This window comes from [Clostridium] aerotolerans DSM 5434 (genome assembly GCF_000687555.1).
Lineage (GTDB): Bacteria > Bacillota > Clostridia > Lachnospirales > Lachnospiraceae > Lacrimispora > Lacrimispora aerotolerans.
Map to the genome: position 1 here is coordinate 102,984 of NZ_JHWJ01000011.1, position 24,397 is coordinate 127,380.

Sequence of the window (24,397 nt, forward strand, 5' to 3'; positions counted from 1 at the left end):
ACTATTTTCTCTTTGAATTCTTAAGCTGTTTCAACCAGTCGTTTAGGAATTCTTCTGGCTCCACGGCATTCCCGGAAAACAACTGATCCAGTTCCTTCTCACAGACCTCTTTTTCCCTTTCGGTCATGGTCTGGACACAGGATAAATACACTTCTTTTTTGTTGCTCAGAAGATCATAAGCCTTTGAAACATCTTCATCCTCAAGCTTAAGTCCCCTTATGGCGGGAATCCTGTTAAATTCCCCGGAAAAAGCTTTCTGGTTCTCCTGACCCATAAAACCGGCAAGAAAATCTTTTGCAGATTTTAGTCCTTTTCCCTTTTTTGACGCTCCAAATAAAATTTCTCCACTCCAAACTCCGGCCTTTGTATAATCCTCTCCCGGAAGCAGAAACCAGTCAAAGGGAGACGTCATGGTTTCCTTTAAAAGAGCAATGTCCTCCGTGGTACCTGAAATCATAGCATAACTTCCTTTGGAGAATTCTTTAAGCAGAGCCTGATGCCCCTTGGCACACTCCTTTTTATCCACAGACAGTTCCATTGCCAGGCCATATAAATCATAATAGCCTGTGGTTCCAGACAGAAGTTTTTTAAAATCCCCGTTTATATTTTTTCCACCGCTGACTTTGTCTCCATTTGAGAGCGCCCAAGCGGCCAGATCTAAGACCTCAAGGTTCCCGGTCTCAGATAAGGACAGTCCAAGAGGGACTGTCCCTGACTGCTTTAATATGGCACAATTGACCACAAAATCGGAACGTGTCTCCGGTTCCTTCAACTGGTTTTTCTCATATATGTCGCGGTTATAGAATATCACAGGGAGACTTCCAGCCACGGGAAGGGCTAAAAACGTTTTATCGATTCCACTGGTTATGAGCGGCTCCTGTCCGCTCACTTCCGTCACAAGCTTCTCATAAGACAACGCTGCCAGCTTCCCGCTGTCCCGAAACAGATTAAGGCTTTCGGGAGGAATGGCAAACACTTCCGGAGTTCGTCCTTCTTCTGACGCCTTCAGCCATTCATCGGCGTATGATTCCCTGGGAATCACCTGGATTTCTACCTTCATGCCCTTATGTTTCTTCTCATAATCCAATGCAAGCTTCTCATAAAATTCCTTATGTTCCGTGTCAAAATGCCAAAAGGTAAGAGTCTCTGTCTTCGTCTCACCGCCATTTAAGGATACACTGCTTTCCCGGCAGGCCGTAAGGATAGCTGCTGCCGCAATAATAACGGCTGCTGTCACAAATATTTTTTTCATAATTACCAATCTCCCGGAATATCCGAATTATTATAATCATAGCCTCCGCCCTCCCGGCTGGTATAAGAGCCGTTATAGAGAAAAACTGGAGACGAAGGGTGCCATATCACATCGGAAATTCCCTCACCATAGGTTTCCCCACCATCATAATAGGCGGTAATCGTCGTGGTCGAAATACCAAAAATCCTTAAAAAAGTATAGGAATATTCCTCGCTGAGCTGGGTCCGTATCCGATAATACCGATAACTGGATTCCGGCATCCGTTCATAAAAATACACCTTGACTGTCCCTTTAAAATTGTTGTTTCTCATAACGTCTTCTATCATTTGATAGCTGTCAAGCCCCGGATTTTCGGAATAACGGATGGTATCCTGAAACGCAAACCGCTCCTCCTTGGCAAGCTGGCATAAATTCATCAATGCACTCCTCTTGATGCAGATTAATCCAAAATCCATGGATATGCCTACAAAAAAGATAATGACAGTCAAGGCTCCGGCAAAAAGCAGGAGGATATTTCCGTCTTCCCTGCAAAGACCCTTGAACGCTTTCTTCCGCCTGATTCTCATTTTCATGCTCTCCCCTTCCCTTTGCTTAACCTGATCTGTGCTGAGTTGCTACAATTCTTAAGCAGTTTATCTTTTTCTCCTTTGTTATCCTGGTTCCAAATATACACTTTCCCAAGTAGGTAAGGGGATAGATATCATAGGAAACATCGGCATTGATCTTCATATAGCGGGTTCGGCTGGTCGCTAAAACAGCATCAGAGGGCTTTCTTCCTGGTACAGAAAAAGTTTCTTCTTCGTTATAAAGCTCCGCCTGGGCATTACTTATTGTTATATTTTTAAGCATAAGCCCCCATAAGCTGGCTTCCTCTATCCTGGCTAAAAGAGGATCTGATACTGCGCTGCCACTGAAAGATACTTTGGCAGGACATGCTTCCAAGGTATCCACATCTCCAAGATCTGATGCCTGAAGCGTCCAACTGGAATACTGGTAGCTTTGATCAAACATAGTCTGCTGGTATGTCAACCAGCCTGCCTCGATAATTAAAAGAAGAATTGTAAAAAAAACAGGAAAAACCAAGGCGAACTCCACCATTCCCTGTCCATTTTCATCTTTCATGGAAAAAATAAATCTCATTCATCAACCTCCGTAATCCCATCAGCCCGGCGTATAGCCGTTTACAAATATATTGCGGGTGTAAACCGGGGTCTTTACCTCATAGGTATTTCCAAGGAACATAGCCCCCCAGAAGGTTACTGCCCTCCGTTCGTAGGATAGCTGAAGGGTCAGGGTGGAAGACTGGTAGCTGGCAGGGCGTGACTCAAACTGGCCTGCGAAATTTTCAGGGTCAGCCAGATCACTGGAATATACATAATAAGTATAATTATGTTTCCTGCTGCTTTCCGCTTTCAGCTCTTCGACCTTAACCTTTTCCAGTTCCAGGCGTTTTGCAAAATTATCCTCCAGGACCTCCTTGACCGTGGTCCCCTCGGTTCCTGCCAAAATGTCAGAATACTCCAGCTGGCTGATGCACTCACTGGCAGCACTGCTTAAATTCATCTGGGTATTCATGTATATAAAAAAATCAAGAGGAACCGTTAAAAGGAGGATTAGAATAGGAAGGACCAGTGCAAACTCCAGGACAGACTGCCCTTCCTCCCCTCTCCACTTACGAAAGAATCTTCTTCGTTTCCCATCAGCCAATATATTTTACCTCATCTGCCTTACCAGCGCGTTCTCCCTCCATGACTGAAAACAGCCCCCTGGCTTTCTGCATAGCCATATCACAGGTGAGCACATCTGCTTCATCCGGTTCCAAATCCCCGTCTACGACAGGTTGCTTTTCTGGAGTTAATACCCGTTTTTCCCTTTCCTCTATAAGGGATATCTTTTTTTGCTGATCCAGGCCCTTTTCTAAAAACTGATTCTGTAATTTAAGCCCTTCAATCTGATTCATCAATCCTCTCTGTATATCAAGAAGTTCCACATTTTGAAGCTTTAAGGAGGCCTGTTCTCCAATTACCTTTTTTAACGTATCCCGTTCCTGGGTCGTCCGTTCTATGTAAAGATTCATGCTCTCCGTCTGGCTCTCCATCTGCTCTATGATCTGCCGTACCGTTTCCTTTAGAGAGTCAATCGTATCTTTCAGCGTTTCATTTTCCTGGCGGGTCAGTATTGCTCCCTGCTCCTGCTCCTGATAATGGTGCAAAAGCAACTCCTTTTCTGCCAGCATCCGTTCCTGACTTTTGATCTTATCAGAGCTGTCCACGTAATTTTGGTATAGGACATCAAATTTTTCTTCCAGCTCCTTACGGCTTCCTTCCTGCTCCTCCTGCTGTTTTTGCAGGACCTCCATCCGATTCTCCCAGGCCTTTCGCTCCTCAGCCACCGCCTGTTTTTCCTTTTCCTCCATTTTATCGTATGCTTCCCCTGCTTCTCTCTGGACCGCACACTCTGCCTCCAGCTCCTTCACCTTTACCAGCAGGTTTTCATATTTTTGCTCTGCCAGTATCTTCTGCTGAATCAATTCCTCTGTCTCTATAGAAGATACTCCCTTGATGGGCATCTGCACAGTCAGCTCCATATTCCTGATTTTTTTTTGCAGCTCTTCATAGGCCTGCTGATAGCTTAAAAGCTTTTCGTTCAGGCGATTGATGTCCTGTTCCTTTTGGGATATTTCCTCCTCATACTGCGCTTTCTGCCGTTTCATCTCCTCATAGCCTGAACAGCGGCTTTCCCACTCCTTTATCTTTGCAGCTGATATCCGGGCTTTCTGCTCTGCTGCTTCCTTTTGGGCAAAGGCACTGGAAAGCTTTCCCTCTGCTGTACTTAGCTGCTCCCGGAGCACCTGACATTCCTGAGCCACACTGACCTTTTCCGCCGTCAGCTCACGGATCTGCTGCTCCAGCTGGTTCTTGATCACCACTAAGTTTTTTCTCATATCCACTGCGTATTCTTCCACACTTTTTTTTGAGTAACCGCCTACGACAGTGCTCTGAAGCTTGGCTGTCAGCTCGGTCTGAATGTTAGGAAGCATTCCTCCCATCTGCTCACCGCCGCCAGACTCCTGTCCATATCCATTCATTTGATCGTAATTCATACAATACCTCCTCTCATCTTCCGTAAAATAAATCCTATTGTCACACTGTTTTCACTATATATAACCGTTCTCCTACCTTAAGCTGGCCGGATTCATTTTCACCCATTTCCATAACGCTTTTGGCTCCTTTTACAAAACCGCCGAGCCGCCAGGGGCGCATGGTCTCTTTTTTCAATACAGTTCCATTCCCATCTAAGTACACCACATCAATGGCAAAGCGCATAAAGCAGGTGTGGACGCTGGCGCACGGACTGATTAGTATTACACTTCCCTCAGGCAATCCTGGGGTGAACATCAGGCCCTTTAAGCGCTTAAAAAAACTGGCGGCTATTTTTCCACGGGCCTTAAAGCCGGATACACTTCTGATCATTACTTCCAATGGTCACTCACCTCCAAACATTTGAAGGACAGACATCATTGCCGGTCCCATGAGCACAATAAATATGACTGGGAAAATAAACAGCACCATAGGAACCAGGATCTTGACAGACAGCTTCTGGGCCTTTTCCTCCACGTTCTGCTTATGGCTCTGGCGGATGGAAGAAGCCTGTACCGATAAAATATTCTGCATAGAAGCGCCCATTTCCTCGGCCTGGATGACGGCGGTGACAAAGGTTCGTATTTCCATGTTCTCACAACGGTCTGCAAATTCGTTTAATGCTTCCTTACGCCTGCGCCCCAGAGAAATTTCTCTCTGGGTGATGTCAAGCTCATCAAACAAGGCTCCTTTGAATTTATCCACCACATAGCTTAAGGCCTGGTCAAAACCAAGTCCAGCCGAGACGCTGACACTTAAAAGGTCCATCATTTCCGGAAGCTGATGGTATATTTCATCATTCCTCTTTTTGATTCTGCTCTTTAAGTAAAACCGGTTTATGATGACACCGGCATAGAGACCCACTAGGCCGCCAAGAACTGCCTTTCCACTCCCTTCGGTTCTGCCCCACAGGATTCCCGTTCCCACACATACGGCAGTAAAAAAGGCTGCGCCCGCACTATAGTTTTGAGGGTTCATAGAAATTCCTGCCTGCCGCAGCTGCCGCTCCAGTTTCACTAAGGCCACCGGATTTCTGGGGGCGAATACAGAAAAGACATCCAGGATACGGTTGATTACAGGCTTTAGAATCCGATCTCTTAGTGGAAGATCAATTCCTCCATTTCCATTCCGCCGCCGGTCCCTTTCTTCCACTGCCTTTAATCGTTCCTTTAGAGAAAGGCTTCTGGAACAAACTATAAAAAGGCACGTTTCCAATAGAAAATAGGAAAAGACTGCACCTGATAAGGCTGTCAGAAATATCATTCTCCTTCCTCCTTTCTTCTCTATTAATCAGAACTTTATCTTTACGATCCGGTTGATTACAAGAAATCCCATGACCTCCATCACTCCACCAAGACACAGCATAAGGCGTCCAGGAGTCGAAACAAACAGCGGAGAAATATATCCTGGATTCATGACGGAAAGTGCCAGCAAAAGCAGAATTGGAAGTGCACCTATGATCTGGCCGGATATTCTTCCCTGTGCGGTCAACGTCTTTATGGAACGCTTGATCGCCAGCCTGTCCCTGATGGTCTTTGAGATGGTATCCAGAACATCTGCCAGATTTCCTCCTACCCTCTGCTGTATGACCACTGCAATGGTCATAAGCCTTAAATCATCGCTTCTCATCCGATCCGCCACAGTGTGAAATGCCTTTTCCATATCCGCCCCCAGCTTCAGTTCTCTGACAATCAGGTTCAACTCTCCACCAATGGGATCTGATAAGTCCTCCGCAACATTTTCCAGAGCCTGTTCAAAGGAAAAACCGGCTCTTAAGCCATTGGAAAGTACCATCAGGGCATCTCCAAGCTGTGCCTCAAACAGAGTCCGCTGCTTGGAGGAAGCTATCTTTAAATAAATGGGAGGAACCATGAGCCCGGCAATAAAAAGAGCCACACATAAAATGAGATCCGGCGAAAAAGCAAATAAAAGCAGGGGAGGCGCAAAAATAAGCAGGAACCAAAGGGTGACAAATTCTTCCGGCTTAAGCTTGATTCCTGATAAGCCCACTTCCTCCTTCATCCGTTTTGAAATATGGATGAACTGAAGAAACTTTTTATCCCTTTCTCCTCTTAAAGCCAGAACCGTTGTCTCTTTTTTATCCCGGCTCAGCTCCCCTAGCCGGCTTTCAAGCTGCAGCTGTCTTTTCATCAAAAAGGAGAGGAGAATCTCCGCTGCGAGAAAAACAAAAACTGCCCCAGAAACCAGAACCACCCATCTCATTCCTGCCTCCCTTCCGGGAGAAACCAGTCATCCCTGCAATACCCGCCGTTGTCCCTTATCTTATCAATCACCTTGGGATGGATTCCTGTAGGTTCAAATTTCCCTGCCACTCTTCCATTCCCATCCGTACCTGCCTGACGGTAAGTAAAAATATCCTGCATTGTCACCGTATCTCCTTCCATCCCCACAAGCTCAGAGATGTTTATAATCTTTCTGCTTCCATCACGGAATCTGGTCTGATGAACAATTAGATCAATGGCGGATGTGATCTGCTCTCTTATTGCCTTGGCAGGCAGTTCCATTCCTGACATCAGAACCATTGTCTCCAGACGGGAGATGACATCTCTGGCTGAATTGGCGTGTACCGTAGTCAGAGAGCCGTCATGCCCCGTATTCATGGCCTGGAGCATGTCCAGAGTCTCACCGGAACGAACCTCTCCTACAATGACCCGGTCGGGACGCATTCTTAAGGAGTTTTTTACCAGATCTCTAATTGACACAATTCCCTTTCCCTCGATATTGCTTGGACGTCCTTCCAGGGTTACCACATGATCCTGTTTGAGCTGAAGCTCTGCCGCATCCTCTATGGTGACGATCCGTTCGCTGTCAGGAATATAGCCAGACAGGACATTGAGAAGGGTCGTCTTACCAGAACCTGTTCCCCCGGAAACGATGATATTGCACCTCCCCCGTACGGCGGCTTCTAAAAAACTGGCCATTTTGGAAGACAAGGATCCGTATCCGATTAAATCCCCCATTAAAAGAGGCGTGGAAGAGAACTTTCGGATGGTAATAGACGGTCCTTTTAAGGCAATGGGAGGAATTACCGCATTGACACGGGAACCATCAGAAAGTCTGGCATCCACCATGGGGGTGGCCTCGTCACAGCGTCTTCCCACAGATGAAACGATCCGGTTGATCACCTTCATCACATGAACATCGTCCCGAAAAACGGCTTCGGCCTGTAAAAGCTTTCCTCCCCGTTCTATGTAGATCTGCTTCGCACTGTTTACCATAATCTCGGATACGGTATCATCCCGCAAAAGCGGCTCCAGAGGGCCAAGCCCCATGACATCGTCATAGACTTCCTGTGCAAGCTTTGATTCCTCCAGACGGGTCAGACTTTCTTCCTGCCGCTCTATGGCCTGGTGTATGATATCCATGACGTCGATGTATTTTCCTTCGGAGCCATCTGCAAATCGGTCATTATATTCCCGGATCACCTCTTCATGGATTTCCTGCTTTAAATGATCATAGTTTTTATCCGTTCTGGCTGCTGCCTCCTGATATGGAACATAGGCCGCCTTTGGGATGCTGCTTTCTGCCTCCCTTGGCTGCCCTAAACGAGATACCCAGCTCATTAATTATCGTTTCCTCCTTCCTCTTCCCAAAATCATACCTCTCTTTTTCCTGCTCTTTCCAATCTGTACGCCCGTTGTCATCTCCTCAAGGCGGTCTGCCATGCTGGATATCTCCCTGCTGATCCTGCTCTTGGGGTGTCCCAGCACAACCGGCTGCCCCTGATTGGCCGCAGTAACCGCAGACTTTTCATCGTAGGGGAGAACGCCCCATACCGGAATTCCAAGAACCCGGGAAACATCCCCCTGAGTAATTCTATTTCCTTCACTCTTTCCCATGATCAGTCTGATCTTTTCCTTATCCGACAGCTCTCCCAGCACCGCAAGGCTTTTTTTTGCATTGTGCAGAGCCGGTACATCCTTTCCAGTTACAAATAAGATAGAGGATGCGCATTCGATGCAGGAGGCAGATATATCATCAAACCCGGATACGGTATCAACAATCACATAATCGTAATAAACTCTAAGTGCAGCTATGATGCTCTCTACCTGTCTTGCCGTTATGGAAGAGGCATATTCCGGGCTGTGGGGATTGGGAAGAAAATTTACGCCTGAAAGATGAAGAGATAAAAATTGTCTGATCGTATCCACATTGGGATTGCTTTGTTCCTGGATCAGCTCCAGAACTGTACTTTTAGGATTCATGCCCAAAAAAGCATTTACATCACCTGACTGGAAATCACAGTCTAAAACAACCACCTTGTTGTTTTTCTGCGCCAGCTTAACTGCCAGGTTTACGGCAAGGGTTGTTTTCCCTACCCCATCCTTGGGACCAAAAAGCAGTATGACCTTTGATTTTGCGGTTAAGGTCCCTGTGTTCTCCAACGCAAGAATGCGGTTTGATTCATTGCTGTAGATTCCCTTTAATTCTGCAATCAGGCTTAGGGGTTCTATTTCCTGAGAAAGGATGTTATGAACTCCTGATTGAAGGATTTTATACGTCTTTTTGCTGTCTTCCAAATCGGACAAAACAACAGGGACCGAACGGGGGCGCAGCAGATAGATCTGCTGACACGACCTTAAGGCCATAGAAGAGGTATCTGTAATAAGAATCAAATCAGGCTGTGTCCGGTTGATCTCATTCAATACCTGATTTTCATCCACTACAATTCCCATTATGGTTATCTCTTCATCTCTGAGCTGCATTTTTATCTGGGCACATCTTTCTGGTTCTCCCAGAAGAAGAACTTTAACTTTCATAACCCCATCCCCTTTCCCGAGTCAAACTATTACTGTTCGTAATTTTGAAGCACAGAACCTCTCGGTTCCTTTGTTCTGCTGTTATCATCCTGCGGCCGGAGTACAAGCTGTATTTTCCCTGTCCCACTTTTCATGAGAGCGATCTGCGCCGCCTGAACTGGTGTGACCTCCAGTGTGACACTGACATATTCCTGATTGCTTTGCTGCTCCCCGCTGTCAAAGAAAAAAGAGCTTCCAAGAGCCGCAACCTTTACGTCCTGCATAGCTAAAACGGAAAATTCCTTTCCTATGTATTCATTTAATACCTGCGTATTTTCAGGGCTTTGAGGCCCTAAGACCCGTTCCATAGCAAGCCCTGCACTAAGCTCTTCCTCGCTTCCGGCCACCTTTTCCATCGTGCCGGTAAAAATAATATCCACACGGTTTCCTACCCTCAGGTTATTGGAAACCCCTTGTTCTGCATCAACCGTAACAGAAACAGCCCGTTTTCCTTCTTCAAGCCTTTCTGCAAGTCCTAAGCTGGCCGACTCTTTACTAACAAGCCTTCGGTCTGTCAGCACTTCGTCCTGAAAGATATTTGATACACATACCATGCCGATTACCTCTTCCGGCTTTTTATAATATCCCTGGGAATACTGTCCGACAGGTATCTGTTTCACCTTTACCATATCCTGTGTCAAAGTTGTATAAGGGCCGATATCCTGTGAGGCCACCACGACTTCTATACTCTGACCCCCACCGGAATTTTCTGCCTGTCCGATTTCTTTTTGTGCAAGCAAACGGTATCCGATAATGAAAACAATAAATGCGGCTGCCAATGCGGCCAACCGGATTTTCTTCACGTTTATTCCTCCCTGGCCATAGGGCCCCTGTCTGTTATTTATGTAAAAATCACATTATTTTCTCTCATTCATCAAGTTAAGACGAGGCCTGTAACAATGAAGCACCACAGCCCCGTCTTTATAAGCAACAGCCGGTTTTATTCTTATTTTTTTACTTTGAAGGCATTGCCTCATCTACACTCTGAAACGTTGACTGGACTTTCTTTCCTAGTCCGCCTAATACAGCGATTACCACAACAGCGATAAGCGCAAGAATCAATCCATACTCGACCATACCCTGGCCGCTTTCCTCAGATACAAACTTTTCCCAAACTTTATTCATCTCTTTCACCCCCTTATCTTTTGTACTCAGTAGACTGCTTTTCATCATTTGTATTGCATTTATGTAATCAAACCGGCCGATTACTCCAAATAATTACGGAAATGCTGGCATCAGAATGTTCTTAATCATGTCATACATCTTTCCTGCCGAACCAGCTATTCCTCCAAAACTGACCGCTGCTATTAACACAACGGTTCCAAATATAAGAGCATACTCCACCATTGCCTGCCCTGACTCAGATTTTTCTTTCCTCATATTTCTCCTCACCTCACAAAACAGCAATTGACAGAAATGGCCAGAAAAGCGATGCCAGAAAGCCTGCCATGATCTGCCCGCACATGGGAAAGGTGCTGTTACGGCTCAGCATGCCGCATTTCACTCCGATGATACAGTAAATGCCAATGGCTGCTGCCACTCCCATCAGGAAGTAAAAAACACCGGACCAGCCAACGATAATAGCTATGACCATTGAAAGCTTCACATCACCCATTCCAACTCCTGTCGTTCCCTTTCCCGCATATGTAACCAGAGCGGCCACCCCGAAAACAGCTATGACCAGAAGCAATGCCCCTGCCGAGCTCCATAAGGCACTTGCGCCCCCAAAGTAAATCCTGGCAGGAAGTCCTGCCGCCAGCAAAAACCACAGCATCTCATTGGCAATGATTCGGATCAGGGCGTCTAAGCAAACACCAAAGACCGCGGTATGACAGACGATCATCACAAAAATTCTCCGCTCAGGGGGGAGCCAGTAACCTGCGGCGGCTCCCACTACCGCTGTAAAAAGCACAGAAGCCCATTTCCACCTGTCATCGGATTCTCTCCACCAGATCAAATTCCCCTTTTTTCTACTTTTATAACAGGCAAATAAATTAGCCAGATCTGGCAGAAAATAAGCAACCAGGCAGTTCAGCCCTACTAGTAGGCAGATTTCAAAAATCACGTTCCTTCCTCACCACCAATCCTTAAAATATCATACTCTGTCAAAAAAAGACCTGTCTTTTTCTGAGACACACCGATTACAACGAAATACCTCTTTTGTTGTAAAATATATAGGATTGTAACCGTAATGGTTCTCTAAAAAATAAAAAATAGAAAAAAATGGGTACGACAAAAAGGCTGGCAATTTTTTAACACATCCAGCCTTTTTGTGATACCCATAATTTTTAAAATCTTATAATTTTTATTCTTTTATAAAATTTATGTGGACTTTTGATTTATTATGTAGTATATTATAAACGAAATCGACATATTTTTACAACAAAAGAGGTATTCCGTTGTATTGAGTTACCAATAAGTCTAATTGTTCTAATATTTTTACATGAACATTTCCGCTTTCTCTTGTATAAATCCGGGTAGTATTCACGTCGCTATGTCCTAATATATCCGCTAGTCTTGATAAATCCTTTTGCAGCGAATAGAATGATCTGGCAAATAAATGCCTCAGGTTATGAGGAAATATTTTTTCCTCCGGAACGTCAGCTAATTGACCCAATGCCTTCATATCCCGCCATATATTGCTTCTATCCAAAGCCCTTCCAGTCCGGGAAATAAAAATCATTCCAGATGTTATATTATAATCCGCCGAATATTTCTTCAGCAGCTCACACAGCTTTTTTGTAAGGAATACCTTGCGGTTCCTTCCCTTGCATTCCACATCTGCCACACCGCATTGTATTGCTTCGACCGTTATATAAGGCAGTTCCGAGATACGGATTCCACTGGAACAGATCGTCTGCAGAATCATCATCAGGCGTTCGTTTTTACTTTCCTTTGCCGCCCTTACCAGCCTTTTATATTCCTCTTTCGTCAGTTCCTTTTGCTCCGGGCAAAATACACTGTTACTGATTTTATAAAACTTTGCACAAAGCTCCGGACGGCCGAGATATTTGAAAAATCCGTTTAATGCGGCCAACGCTCCGTTTACCGTAACCGGTGCCATCCTTTCCCGCATCATGCTCTTCCATAAGATTACAGATTCCTTTGATAAGCTCCTTCCATCCATATAGAGCATGAATTGTTCCAGATAATAGCGGTATCTTTTGACGGTCGCATTACTTTTTTCCTGACATTGCAGCCATCTGCAGTAGTTCTCTATAGCTTCCTCCGTAATTGTTCTTACAGGCCCTTCATTCTTTTTCATATTTCCCTCCATATTTCTATTCAGGCATAATGCCATGTAATGAAATTGCTGACATTATACCAGTATTCGAGAAATATGTCATTTTAATACAGAAAAAAGACTTTTTTGGTACAATTACGATCTCTCTAATGCAAATCGTTTAAATTCAAGAAACTACTTTGGAAGGATACTTTTATGTTTCAACTGGCTTAATTAATTTCACTCCAAGACCATTTAAGACATACGGCAGATATTTCATATCCTTTTCCCTTATCTGACCAATCAGGTTCAGTCTTGGATCCAGGGGAAGCTCCACCCTTGCGATTTCAAGCTCTCCCATATATCTTAAATAATCCTTATTGGAGATGCAGATGCTTCCTGCTTTTCTGACTCTATTTTCTTGGTCCTTATCCGGAAGAATCTCCTGCCCATACTGCCTCGATTCCTGAGACCGGAATAAATAGCTGCTGGAATCCGGTCTGTCATGATGTATGGTGCTTTTCACAAATTCATAAGGGGGAAGAAGGTCAGCCTCCAGTTCTACATACCCATTGTTTAAGTTCTTGAGGCCTTCCCACTCACTACCCTTAATATCCACATCACCGATAAGCACCACATCGCAGCACCCGTCAAAAAACAGCTCCAGCATATTTAAAACAACGTCATCCTTACGCCTTCTGTGTTCCTCTACCGTAGGAAGCCCTTCCATCAGCGGTCCCCGAAGCTCTAAGTTTCCCGGCACGAATGCCATGGTCATAAATCCCAGATACTTTAACCTCAGATTGATTTCCTTCACCCGTTCCAGGGACAGTCCGGTAAATTCCTTGGGATAGAAATTATGGCAAGCAGCAAACTTCGTAAAATCAGCCCCGTACTGCTTCCATTCAGCCAGTTCTTCCTCTGTAATGGTAGAGGCGTTAAATACGACATGGAACCGTTTGGAAATATCCACCACATCTCTGGCTGAAAAGCCATAGTCCAGCCTTACATGAGTAATTCCAAGGTCTCCTAGCTCATCAAGGCTATTTACTCCAAGCTTTTTGTAGGTTTCAGGGCCAACGTCTACAATTACGTTGCAATGATGCTCCTTGCAAAGAGTTAAAAGATTTATAATATCCTGGCGGTAGTTGACCCCAGTTTCCTCGGGAATGTGGAGGGAGGTAAAAACATACTGTACTCCATGTTCTCCCGCCTTTTTTATCATCCCTCTGTTTTTCTCCATACCGCTTGAGAAATAAAGTGAGATTCCAGTTTTCATCGTTTATTCTCCGTATACTTCGTTAATTCTGTCTTCATCTACGCCAAAGAAATAAGTAACAAGGAATCCGCCTGCATAAGCGGTCAGCATGGAAAGGATAAATCCAAGCTGCTGTCCCGGCTGGACAATTAAGAGTCCGAACAGACCGGAGACGCCCTGAGAAACCGTACCAAGATGAAGAAGGGCTGCCAGTGCTCCGCCAAAACCGCTGCCGATACAGGCAGTAAGGAAGGACCGTCCAAGAGGCAGTGTTACCGCATACATCAGAGGTTCTCCGATTCCAAGAATACCTACAGGAATGGAATCCTTAATATAGCGTTTTAACTTCTTATTCTTTGTTTTTAAGTATAAGGCAAGACCTGCGCCTACCTGGCCTCCACCTGCCATCATAAGGATAGGAAGCAGATAGTTGATACCTGCCGTCGCTCCGGCAGGATCATTTAACATGGAGTGAATGGGGGTAAGTGCCTGATGGAGTCCAACGGCTACTAAGGGTAAAAATCCTGCGGATAAAATATAACCGCCTACTACGCCCATCTTTTCATATGCAAAGCTTAAAACTGCAAAGATTACTTTTGTAAGACCTGCTCCAATTGGCTGAATCACCAAAAGGGCTACTATGCCACCGATGATCAGCACCAAAAGGGGACTGATGAAGGTATCAATCAGATCCGGCATAATCTTACGTATCCGCTTTTCCAGGACTGCAAAGAACATACCTGCGATGAGAGCTGCCAAAAGGCCGCCGGAAGCCGGGTTAAATACAGTGTTTGTGATAGGCAGGATAATCTGAGCGTCCTTTACCGTTGCCAGTAAAGGCATAGCAGGATTGACAATGGACATAGCTCCTGCTATGGCGCCCAGGGCGCCGGAACCGCCAAATTCTCTTGCCGCATTATAACCTACCAAAATAGGCAGATAGGCAAACAGTGCCCAGCCCATGGTACGGATGCAGGCATACCACCAGACTCCGGAAAGAGATCCGCCTGTGGATACGTTGATTACATTGCAGATTCCATTAATAAGACCTGCTGCGATGATTCCCGGTAACAGTGCCACGAAAATATTGGCGATCTTCTTTAAGAAACGCTGAACCGGTTTATCGTACTTTGCTTTTTGCAGTGCTTTATTCTCTTTTGCAACATCATCAATGCTCTGTACCTCTCCCCCGTCTTGTGCCTGACCCTTTGGAAGCCCTGTCAGCTGATAGAATTCATCCAAAACCTTGTTTACCTTACCAGGTCCAAATACGATCTGAAGCGTGTCGCTCTCTACCACCCCAAGGACACCTTCCACCTGTTTAATCCTTTCAATCTCAACCTTTGAGGTGTCCTTTAACCCAATGCGAAGCCTTGTCATACAGGCGGCGTTGGATGTAATATTGGACGTTCCTCCTAAAAGCTCTATGAGCGCTTCACTGATTTTTTTGTAATCCATAATTCACCCTCCTCTAGATTTTTGCTCTGCTCTTCTATCTATTTTAAAGCCTTTCGGATATTCCCTCCGGCTATTTCCATCCTTTCTCTGGCAGTGGCAGCATTACACCCGGAAAGAATCATAAAAATGGCTGTCTTAACATGGCCGTCCGCCTTCTCCAGTTCCTCTTTTGCCCGCTCACGGCTGCAGTCAGTGGCTGTCATAACAATGTTCTGGGATCTTACCACCAGCTTTTCATTGCTCTGCTTTACATCGACCATAAGGTTTTCATACACCTTTCCGACTCCAATCATGCTGCCTGTTGAAATCATGTTAAGTATCATTTTCTGGGCAGTCCCTGCTTTCAGTCTCGTAGAGCCGGTAAGTACCTCAGGACCCGTAACCGGTTCAATGGCAAGCTTCGCTTCCCTGCCAATATCAGAACCACGGTTACAGGCAATGGCTACCGTCTTGCAGCCGATAGAACCGGCATACTTAAGACCGTAAATCACATAAGGGGTCCTGCCGGAAGCTGCCAGACCTATAACAATGTCATTTTCTTGTAAACCGATTTCCTTTAGCTCCTCTTCACAAAGAGTCTTACTGTCCTCCGCTCCTTCCACTGCCTCTACAAATGCCTTTTCCCCGCCTGCAATGAGGCCCACCACAAGATCCTTGGAAACCCCGAAGGTGGGAGGACACTCCACGGCATCTAAAACGCCTAAGCGGCCTGAAGTACCGGCTCCAATGTATATGATTCTGCCTCCTGACTTCAGACTTTCCGTGGCCCACTCTATGGCTATGGCAACGGAAGGTATGACCTCCTTGATGGCCGACACCACAGTTCCATCCTCCTGGTTCATGATGCTTGCAATCTCCAGTGGAGTCATCTGATCCAGGTTCATGGTTTCCGGGTTTCGAAGCTCTGTAGTTAATTTTGATAAATCTATCATGGTTACGTTCCTCCGTCCTTTTGTATATGAGTTCTTCCAAACTGTCTCATACAGAATTCGTAATTTCGGTTGACATAAGCGGTGAAAAGAACATCGACCACATTTAACTGGGAGATTCTCGATGACATGGCCCCGCTTCTGTGAATCAGCTCTGTTGCGGCTATGGGAAGCACAAAATCAGCTTCCGCTGCCAGCTTTGATTCCACGGCTCTGGTAATGGCAATTACCTTTGCTCCACTGGCTTTCGCTTCCTTGGCACAGGTCAGCATCTCTTCCGTCAGTCCCGAATAACTGATGACAATGGCAAGATCGTTCTTCTTTAGGTTCTTTGCTGTTAAGAACTGGGCATGCCAGTCATCGCATACATTGCAGATGACATCAGCCCGGAGAAGCTTTAAGTACAAGTCTTTTGCTACTAAAAGTGAAGTGCCAAGTCCGAATAAGCAAACGCTTCTGCTGGATTCCAGAAGCTTCACGCATTCGGTGATAATCTTTGGCTCCAAAAGCTTTCTGGTGGTCTCCAGGGATTCGATGTTTTTCTTCGTGACCTTATAGATAATGCTCTCCACCGAGTCCTCTGGTGTAATGGTCTGAAATGCAATATCCCTGCTCTCCCGAAACAATGCCACCTCATAGGCCAGGGTGCTTTGAAAATCCTTATACCCGTTGCAGCCAAGCTTTTTACAAAGCCTGACAATAGTAGCCGGGGAGGTGTAGGTCTCCTTTGCGATCTCCTTAATGCTCTTTCTCAGCACAGATTCCGGATTTCTCTGAAGCCGGATCATCAACTCCTTTTCTGCTTCTCCCGCATATTGGAGATAGTCTTCGATTCTTACAAGCAGTCCTTTCATAAGCCTCATCCTCTCTGCAAAGCCAGAAGAAATATGGTTCATATCTCACAATTTATGTTAATTTCATTCTAGCCTTTTTGTATTAAAGTTTCAATATTTGTCCAAACCTATGAAACTTATTTTCATTATATGATACTTTTTCGTAAGAAAAAAGGGGGTGATTTTCTTACTGAAAAGCAGAAAAAAGCTTTCTCCTTTTCCGCTGATGCGGAATCAGAAAAAGCTTTCATATTTGGTCTATTTTTGATTTTGAGATGCTTCCATTAATTCCATGAAATATTCCAGTTTTCCGGTTGAAAAATAGCCGTACCAGGCATCGATTACTTCCTTGGAATAGATGTTTAAGCTCTCCAGAATATATCTTGCCCAGAGCAGACCTCCTGCGGAGCTGGCGGTAATGACGTTTCCGTCTCTGGCTGCCATTTCGTTGACATAAAAGTTGCTGCCCGCGTATTTCGGTGAAAGTCCGGTTAAGAACTCTAAGGAATTGCTGGTATGGGTCCGATTGTTTAAAACGCCTATGTCTGCCAGCGCAAGGGTGGCTCCGCAGATGGCAGCAACCGGTATCTCCCGGTCAATACAAAGGAGTGCCAGGTCAAGAACCGGCTTATGCACCTCTTCCTTCCAGGTCTCGGCTCCAGGAAGTAATAAAGCTCCAACAGAGTCCAAACTAACTTCCTCTATGGAGCAGTCAGGCACCATGGTCATCCCTCCAAGAGTCCTTATAGGTTCCTTTGTGAGTCCCACTGTTTTTACCTGGTACTTAACCTCACCTACCATGGCCTGAGCCGTCAGCCCCTGTAGAATATAGCCTGTTTCCCAGTCCGCCATGGTATTTAATAGATATATATATACGTGTTTCATTCGTTTTCCTCAATTCTTTCATAATGTTTTAAGATATCCCCACAATCCCTCTGAATTCGTTCAATCAAAGACTTTGGTTCCAAAACTCTAACCGCCCCACCAAAGGATAAAAGAAGTCCATACCAAAACGTCTCATCCTCCAGAGTAAATACTTCGCATTCAAACTCACCGGTTTCATATTCCTTTGTAATAGAAGCCCCTAAGTATTCCCGGCATTTGGATCTAAGCTTGTCCTGGCATAAAAGGCGTACTTTAATTCGTTTCCGGCTATCCTCTCTGCTTTTTAAAAATGCCTTAACCTCATTGATATCATGGTCTCTTTCATTTACCTCTCCCGTTGCTTTCAGATGATCCATCCGCGTCACCTTATACATCCGGTACTCCTGATGCTTTAAGCTAAAACCAATGAGATACCAATGATACCACTGATAAATCGTGCAAACCGGTTCTGCCTCCACCACACTCTTTTCATCTTTGGCGTTGGTATAAGCAAATGAAATTCTCACCTTTTTCTGAATCCATTGGTTTAAAAGATAGAGAAGCTCATTGGTATCCCTGTTTTCGTGAACCACGCTTAAATCCAGAATCATAGGGGATTCGGGGGAAGAAGACAGGCTTTGCATCTTTTCTAAGGTGGCTTCCAGCTCCTTATCATGATAAGCAGAGGAGAGACTTTGTAAGGCACTGACAACAAAGCTGTAATCCATCTCTCCTGCCACCTGCCGCTGCATCTCAAAGGTCTCCATGATTTCAAATCCGCCGTCAGTTCCAAAATTAGAAGAGACCGGGATGCCGGCCATACACAGGGCATCCATATCCCTCATAATGGTCCTGGTAGAAACTTCAAAATGCTCTGCCAGTACAGATGCCTTTGTTCTTCCATGGTTTAATAAATAAATGGTTATGCCTAACAGTCGGTCAATTTTCATGTACAATTCACTCCTGTGTTTTCGTAAGAACAAAATAATCACCATATTCTGTCCCATCATGACCAATCAGCTTGTGGCCCGTCGGTAAAAATCCCAGTGCATACAGCGCCTGGATTCTCTCTTTGGCTTCTATAACTGCCTTGGTAGCGATCAAGCTGCAATCAAACAGCTTCCAGGTGTTTGGCACCACTAAGGAAAGTATGTCCGCAATCACCTCTTTCCTTTCATAATCACTCCGAAGATCCAGTCGTAATAAGCCGCAATCATGAAAATAATCCACAGAATCCCGGTGAAACAGTTCTATTGTCCCCACCACTTCCTTTTTTTCCTTCGCAAAAATCACCCAGCGGACAAACCGCTTTTTCTCATACTCTGAAATCCAGAAACGGATTGCCTCTTCCATGCGGTCTAAGGTGCTGTAATAAAACCGGTCCCCATGGCAGTTATCGCTGTTAAATAGAGGGACTGACCTTTCATCCCCATAGACCTTTAATAAATCAGGTGCATCCTTCATGGTTACAAGGGTAAGAATATACTTGTCATTTTCCATAACCGGACAGCTTTTATATACATCCTCCATAGTAAACTCCTCCTTTCAGATTAATATATCAAAACGTCTATGACACCTGTATGTCATAGTGATATCTCTTTACCTTTACTGATCCATATCCGCTACTAACTATTATAAATGATGCAAATTTTCATGTCCATCCCAATCACCTTACCAAATCCAGTTAAGAGTCTTTTAGAAACGATTTAGAAACTATTAATAACCATGAACTAAAATATTCTTATCATTAAAATAAGAATAAAGGAGGAAGTTTATTGAAGTTTAGACATGAATGGAAACATGAAATATCTTACAGTGACATGATAGCAATCCGCCAACGTCTCCTTGCGGTTGCAACTCCAGATTCCCATGCGATCAATGGAACCTATAAAATCCGCAGCCTGTATTTTGATAATTTTCAGGATCAGGCATTGCGGGATAAGATTGATGGCATAAGCAGACGGAAAAAATTCCGTATCCGCTACTATAATGACAATCTGGACTTCATTCACCTTGAAAAGAAAAGTAAGATTGGAGGGCTTGGAAACAAACAAAGCGCTTCTCTTTCCAGGCAGGAAGCACAGGGTGTGGTGAACGGGCAGATTGAGTGGATGAAAGCCAGGGAGGAACCTTTAATCCAGGAATTATATTTTAAAATGACCACCTGTGGGCTGCGGCCAAAAACAATTGTAGATTACATCAGGGAGCCCTTTATCTTTAAGCCAGGAAATGTACGGGTTACTCTGGACTACGATATTCGTACCGGCCTCCACTCCATTGATTTTCTCAATCCCCACTGTCCCACGATTCCAGCAGGGGATTGCGGGATTGTAATGGAGGTAAAATGGGATGAGTTTCTTCCTTCAGTCATACGCGATACCGTTCAGCTTACCGGGCGGAGAGTTTTTGCATTTTCTAAATACGCAGTCTGCCGTTTATACGGCTAATGAAAACGAAAAGGGGTATATGTATGAATTTTAGTGATGTTTTTAAATCAAGCTTTGTGGACAAGGTAACAAGTATTAGTTTATTGGATATGCTGGTGGCATTGCTGCTATCCTTTTGCATTGGATTGTTTATCTGCTACATATACAAATTAACCTACAATGGAGTTCTCTTCTCTTCCAGCTTTGCAGTCACCTTAATGGCCTTAACAATGATTACTACCATTGTAATCCTGGCTGTGACCTCTAATGTAGTGCTTTCACTTGGAATGGTAGGTGCACTCTCAATCGTAAGATTTCGAACGGCGATCAAGGAACCACTTGATATTGCCTTCTTATTCTGGTCCATTGCAGTAGGCATTATCCTGGCTGCCGGTTTGATACCTTTAGCTGTGATCGGAAGCATTGTTATCGGCTCAGTACTTCTTATTTTTGTAAATAAGAAAATTTATACCAATCCATATATTGTAGTACTCCAATGCGACAGTTACCATGTAGAAACAAAGGCCAAGGAATACTTAAATACAAAAACATCGAAATGCATCGTTAAAAGCAAGACCGTAAGAAAAGGAGCCATTGAAGTTAATTTAGAGGTTCGTTTAAAGGATAATAATACGGATTTTGTCAATGAATTATCGGAAATAGAAGGGGTACATAGCGCTGTATTAGTAAGCTACAATGGAGATTATATGGGATAGGAGGAACAGAATGTCTACAAACAAGCATTTAGGGAAACTTTCCCTTACCTTTCTAATTCTGGCTCTTCTCATTACAGGCGCATTGTATAACGGTGATAAACTGGGACTGAAATCTCAGGATAAATCCATGGAATATGAAAAGCGCCTGTTTGACGATTCCCGCGTTCACACCATTAACATTGTGATGGACGATTGGGATAAGTTTATCGCTTCTGCTAAGGATAAAAAATATTCCGCCTGTACCATTATCATTGATGGAGAAACGTATGCTAACGTGGGAATCCGCGCCAAAGGCTCATCATCTCTGACCGATGCGGCAGACGCGGGCAGTACCAGATATAGCTTTAAGGTTGAATTTGACCATTATGAAAAGGCATTCAACTATCATGGACTTGATAAAATATCATTAAATAACATGATTCATGACAGTACTTATATGATGGATTACTTAGCCTATCAGATGATGGGAGACTTCGGTGTCAGCAGTCCCTTAAGCAGTTATACCAACATCCTGGTAAACGGAGAAAAATGGGGTCTTTATCTGGCAGTTGAGGGCCCGGAAGAATCATTTTTGAAACGAAATTATGGTATTAACTACGGCAATTTATATAAACCTGAGGGCAAAGAAGAAGAGGCCGATGGGAAAGAGGAAGAGCTTCAGCCAGATGACCAGGAGGAGAGATTCACTCCTGATGTGAATCTGCAATATATCAATGACGATCCAAAGAGCTATTCCCTCTTCTTTGATCATGCTAAAACAAAGATATCTTCCAAGGATAAGAAGCGTTTTATCTCAGCCATCAGGGAGCTGAATTTAGGGAATCATTTTACTAAGGTCTTGGATACAGAAAAGGTAATACGTTATTTTGTTGTTCATAACTTTGTGGTCAATGGGGACAGCTACACCGGCGAAGATGCTCACAATTATTATCTCTATGAAAAAGATGGTCGATTATCCATGATTCCATGGGACTACAATATGTCCTTTGGTACATTTTCTCACGAAGACTCCACCCTGGCGGTTAATGTGCCAATCAATGAAGCTCTAAAAGACCGCCCCATGCAAAGCTGGATCATGAAAGATAGTAAGTATCAAAAAATGTATCAGGACTATTACAAGAAATTTCTTGATTCTTCTGATATTGCCAAACGAATCCAACAAACCGCATTGCTCATCTCCCCTCATGTTGAGAAAGACCCAAGTAAATTCTGCACCTACGAAGAGTATCAAAAGGCCGTCAATACATTAAACCGCTTCTGTCAATTACGGACAGAAAGCATCAGGGGACAGTTAAACGGAACTATACCTTCTACCATCAGCGATCAGGCTGCGAACAAAGCAGCTTTGATTGACGCATCAGACATTCAAATTAATGATATGAAAAATAAGAAATTAATGAACTAATTATGGAGTAACAATAATTTTATTCTCAATGGAAATATGGTAAAATGCATGTAATAAAGAGTTAAGAAGAGGGCTGAAATGAAAAAAGCTACGATTATAATTATTGAAGATGATGCTGATATCCGAGAGGGAATTCGGATTTTATTGGAAAGCGAGCATTATAAAGTTTTTGAGGCAGAGAATGGGGAAACGGGTATTTCATTGCTAAATGAATATGTTGACCTTGTCATACTGGATGTCATGATGCCTGGAATGTCTGGAATCAGGACTTGCGAAGAAATCAGGAAATTTTCTTTCGTGCCCATCATATTTCTGACTGCAAAATCAAGCGATTCCGATAAGCTCATCGGACTTATGGCTGGTGGCGATGATTATCTGGCAAAGCCCTTTTCTTACTCTGAGCTTCTTGGCAGGGTAAAAGCACAGATCAGACGATATCAAATTTATCGGGGAAGGAAAAAAACGGACTGGACCTGCCGGAACATAAACTCCTTGAAATTGGCAATATCCGTATAAACAAAGATTTTAATGAAGTTTGGGTGGACGACAAAGAGGTAGAATTATCAGAATTGGAATACAGGATTCTTCTGTTAATGATGCAGCATCCAAGAAAAGTATTTTCTGCACAAAATTTATATGAAAGTGTCTGGAATGAGCCGTATTTCCATTCCTCCAATGGAACTGTTATGGTTCATATCAGTAAATTAAGAGTTAAGATCGAGAAGATCCATGATAGTCCAACGCATATCAAAACCATATGGGGAAAGGGATATAGATTTGAATAGAGGTATGAAACGTTTAAAAACAGAATCTCTCCTGGCACTGGCTCTTGCAGGCTTTCTTGCTGCTTTATTTTACCTGATGTTAAATTCAGCAGGAAACACGCTGTTAGATGAGTACTTTCAAAACTCTTCTTACATCTCACGCTCCAATGAAAAATGCTTAAACAAGTTTGAAAGCTTTGTAAAACAGGAAAGCATCAAACTTACCGATACAGAAAAGATAAAGTCTTGGCTTCAAAAACAAAAAATGGGCTATGTTGCACTCGCCATAGGTCAGAATGAAAAGATAATATTTGACTCCCTAAACGACCAGTCTGAGGAGGAGATGGCAAGCTTCTACCGCACTGGTGCCAGCAGAACTATTTCATTCTCCGGAGAATCTGCTACGGTATATTTATCTGGATATTTTGATTATCAGTATTATATAAAAACAACGGTTATCGAAGCAATTCTCTCCATACTTCTGTTTCTTGGCATCTTTGTAAAATTTGTTCAGAAAAAAATTGATTATATTATTCAACTGGAAAAAGAAATCCAAATACTGGAAACAGGCGGCCTGGACTATGACATCACCATAAAGGGCAATGATGAGCTGGCATCCTTAGCTCAAGGACTGAATGAAATGCGCATCTCTTTATTGGAAAATATGCAAAAAGAAGAGGCTGCCGCACAGGCAAATAACAATTTGGTGGTAAGCGTTTCCCATGACCTGAGAACTCCCCTGACAGCCTTATTTTTATATTTGGATGTTCTGCAAAAAGGTTCCTACTCTAATCGGGAACAATACGTAAGCTATATAGAAAAAGCCTGGACAAAAGCCACCCAGATCAAACGAATGTCAGATCAGCTTTTCCAACGTTTTCTTTTATCAGAGGAAGAAAAGCTGCTCCCTAATCCAGTTCAAAAGGCACGATTTTTTTTCGAGGACATGTTATCCGATATGTCAGGCTATCTGTCACAACAAGAATTTAATGTGATAACAACCATACAGTGGCCAAATGTCTGTGTATCCTTATTGTTCGATTATGTAAATCGAATACTGGATAATGTAAGCTCAAACATCATCAAGTATGCTGATGAAAAAAAAACAGTCACCATCAGCCTTCTCCATCAAGAAGGCTGGCTGGTGCTGCAGTTCTCCAATAAGATCGCAAACAAAGAAAAAGGTATGGACAGCACAGGCGTTGGCGTTCAGAATATCTGTACTATGATGGAGGAAATGGGCGGTAAATGCCTGGTAAACCAAAATAATCAAAATTATGTGCTGGAACTATGGTTTCAGACGGTATAA

The 24,397-nt window shown here is 43.9% G+C and carries 26 protein-coding genes and 1 pseudogene; 5 read left to right on the plus strand and 22 right to left on the minus strand.

Annotated features, from left to right (window positions below; translation table 11 throughout):
- Position 1 precedes the first annotated feature (1 nt).
- From T546_RS0115045 to T546_RS0115150, 22 genes are all read right to left on the minus strand, one after another.
- A complete protein-coding gene (locus tag T546_RS0115045) occupies positions 2-1,252 on the minus strand; it encodes an ABC transporter substrate-binding protein (RefSeq protein ID WP_026892330.1) in 1,251 nt (416 codons plus the stop codon).
- Positions 1,253-1,254: 2 nt separating this feature from the next.
- On the minus strand, positions 1,255-1,818 hold the full coding sequence (locus T546_RS0115050) for a TadE/TadG family type IV pilus assembly protein (RefSeq protein WP_034599497.1): 564 nt from the start codon (positions 1,816-1,818) through the stop codon (positions 1,255-1,257).
- Positions 1,819-1,843: 25 nt separating this feature from the next.
- The gene (locus T546_RS0115055; RefSeq protein WP_026892332.1) at positions 1,844-2,392 is read right to left on the minus strand and encodes a TadE/TadG family type IV pilus assembly protein; all 549 of its coding nucleotides are present in this window, start codon (positions 2,390-2,392) and stop codon (positions 1,844-1,846) included.
- A 21-nt stretch (positions 2,393-2,413) separates the two neighbouring features.
- Positions 2,414-2,959, minus strand: a complete 546-nt coding sequence (locus T546_RS0115060; protein ID WP_051629874.1) for a TadE/TadG family type IV pilus assembly protein — start codon at positions 2,957-2,959, stop codon at positions 2,414-2,416.
- The gene (locus T546_RS0115065; RefSeq protein WP_026892334.1) at positions 2,952-4,355 is read right to left on the minus strand and encodes a coiled-coil domain-containing protein; all 1,404 of its coding nucleotides are present in this window, start codon (positions 4,353-4,355) and stop codon (positions 2,952-2,954) included. Before T546_RS0115065 ends, T546_RS0115060 begins: the two co-directional genes overlap by 8 nt.
- 40 nt (positions 4,356-4,395) lie before the next feature.
- Entirely contained in the window at positions 4,396-4,725 is a 330-nt protein-coding gene (locus T546_RS0115070; protein WP_034599552.1) for a DUF192 domain-containing protein, read from the minus strand.
- 12 nt (positions 4,726-4,737) lie between these two features.
- The gene (locus tag T546_RS0115075) at positions 4,738-5,655 is read right to left on the minus strand and encodes a type II secretion system F family protein (RefSeq protein WP_026892336.1); all 918 of its coding nucleotides are present in this window, start codon (positions 5,653-5,655) and stop codon (positions 4,738-4,740) included.
- 27 nt (positions 5,656-5,682) lie between these two features.
- Positions 5,683-6,615: a type II secretion system F family protein gene (locus T546_RS0115080; RefSeq protein WP_026892337.1), complete on the minus strand. Its 933-nt coding sequence runs from the start codon at positions 6,613-6,615 to the stop codon at positions 5,683-5,685.
- Positions 6,612-7,976, minus strand: a complete 1,365-nt coding sequence (locus tag T546_RS0115085) for a CpaF family protein (protein ID WP_026892338.1) — start codon at positions 7,974-7,976, stop codon at positions 6,612-6,614. The genes T546_RS0115080 and T546_RS0115085 overlap by 4 nt, the downstream gene beginning before the upstream one ends.
- Positions 7,977-7,979: 3 nt before the next feature.
- Positions 7,980-9,173, minus strand: coding sequence for a nucleotide-binding protein (locus T546_RS0115090; protein WP_026892339.1), 1,194 nt, complete (start codon positions 9,171-9,173; stop codon positions 7,980-7,982).
- Positions 9,174-9,202: 29 nt separating this feature from the next.
- Entirely contained in the window at positions 9,203-10,015 is an 813-nt protein-coding gene (gene cpaB, locus T546_RS0115095) for a Flp pilus assembly protein CpaB (RefSeq protein WP_051629876.1), read from the minus strand.
- A 151-nt stretch (positions 10,016-10,166) separates the two neighbouring features.
- Positions 10,167-10,337 carry a Flp family type IVb pilin gene (locus T546_RS0115100; protein ID WP_026892341.1) on the minus strand — a complete coding sequence of 57 codons (171 nt, stop codon included), beginning with the start codon at positions 10,335-10,337 and terminating at the stop codon, positions 10,167-10,169.
- 93 nt (positions 10,338-10,430) lie between these two features.
- A complete protein-coding gene (locus T546_RS25345) occupies positions 10,431-10,592 on the minus strand; it encodes a Flp family type IVb pilin (protein ID WP_156951347.1) in 162 nt (53 codons plus the stop codon).
- Between the two features lie 13 nt (positions 10,593-10,605).
- Positions 10,606-11,277, minus strand: a complete 672-nt coding sequence (locus T546_RS0115110) for a prepilin peptidase (RefSeq protein ID WP_026892342.1) — start codon at positions 11,275-11,277, stop codon at positions 10,606-10,608.
- 312 nt (positions 11,278-11,589) lie between these two features.
- Positions 11,590-12,477, minus strand: a complete 888-nt coding sequence (locus tag T546_RS0115115; RefSeq protein ID WP_026892343.1) for a tyrosine-type recombinase/integrase — start codon at positions 12,475-12,477, stop codon at positions 11,590-11,592.
- 172 nt (positions 12,478-12,649) lie between these two features.
- On the minus strand, positions 12,650-13,714 hold the full coding sequence (locus tag T546_RS0115120) for a MupG family TIM beta-alpha barrel fold protein (protein ID WP_026892344.1): 1,065 nt from the start codon (positions 13,712-13,714) through the stop codon (positions 12,650-12,652).
- 3 nt (positions 13,715-13,717) lie between these two features.
- On the minus strand, positions 13,718-15,151 hold the full coding sequence (locus T546_RS0115125) for a PTS transporter subunit EIIC (RefSeq protein WP_026892345.1): 1,434 nt from the start codon (positions 15,149-15,151) through the stop codon (positions 13,718-13,720).
- 38 nt (positions 15,152-15,189) lie between these two features.
- Positions 15,190-16,083 carry an N-acetylmuramic acid 6-phosphate etherase gene (gene murQ, locus T546_RS0115130; RefSeq protein ID WP_026892346.1) on the minus strand — a complete coding sequence of 298 codons (894 nt, stop codon included), beginning with the start codon at positions 16,081-16,083 and terminating at the stop codon, positions 15,190-15,192.
- A 2-nt stretch (positions 16,084-16,085) separates the two neighbouring features.
- A complete protein-coding gene (locus T546_RS0115135) occupies positions 16,086-16,934 on the minus strand; it encodes a MurR/RpiR family transcriptional regulator (protein WP_026892347.1) in 849 nt (282 codons plus the stop codon).
- A gap of 237 nt (positions 16,935-17,171) precedes the next feature.
- Complete coding sequence (locus T546_RS0115140; RefSeq protein ID WP_026892348.1) at positions 17,172-17,798, minus strand: DJ-1/PfpI family protein; 627 nt, start codon at positions 17,796-17,798, stop codon at positions 17,172-17,174.
- Entirely contained in the window at positions 17,795-18,727 is a 933-nt protein-coding gene (locus T546_RS0115145; protein WP_026892349.1) for a helix-turn-helix transcriptional regulator, read from the minus strand. Before T546_RS0115145 ends, T546_RS0115140 begins: the two co-directional genes overlap by 4 nt.
- A gap of 7 nt (positions 18,728-18,734) precedes the next feature.
- Entirely contained in the window at positions 18,735-19,307 is a 573-nt protein-coding gene (locus T546_RS0115150) for a GNAT family N-acetyltransferase (protein ID WP_026892350.1), read from the minus strand.
- Between the two features lie 245 nt (positions 19,308-19,552).
- Between T546_RS0115150 and T546_RS0115155 the strand changes: the two genes are divergently transcribed.
- From T546_RS0115155 to T546_RS0115180, 5 genes and pseudogenes are all read left to right on the plus strand, one after another.
- The gene (locus T546_RS0115155) at positions 19,553-20,224 is read left to right on the plus strand and encodes a polyphosphate polymerase domain-containing protein (RefSeq protein ID WP_026892351.1); all 672 of its coding nucleotides are present in this window, start codon (positions 19,553-19,555) and stop codon (positions 20,222-20,224) included.
- 23 nt (positions 20,225-20,247) lie between these two features.
- A complete protein-coding gene (locus T546_RS0115160) occupies positions 20,248-20,919 on the plus strand; it encodes a DUF4956 domain-containing protein (protein WP_026892352.1) in 672 nt (223 codons plus the stop codon).
- 10 nt (positions 20,920-20,929) lie between these two features.
- Entirely contained in the window at positions 20,930-22,324 is a 1,395-nt protein-coding gene (locus T546_RS23685) for a CotH kinase family protein (protein WP_051629877.1), read from the plus strand.
- Positions 22,325-22,402: 78 nt separating this feature from the next.
- A pseudogene (locus T546_RS26455) lies at positions 22,403-23,109 on the plus strand (response regulator transcription factor).
- A 4-nt stretch (positions 23,110-23,113) separates the two neighbouring features.
- Complete coding sequence (locus tag T546_RS0115180; protein WP_166429826.1) at positions 23,114-24,397, plus strand: sensor histidine kinase; 1,284 nt, start codon at positions 23,114-23,116, stop codon at positions 24,395-24,397.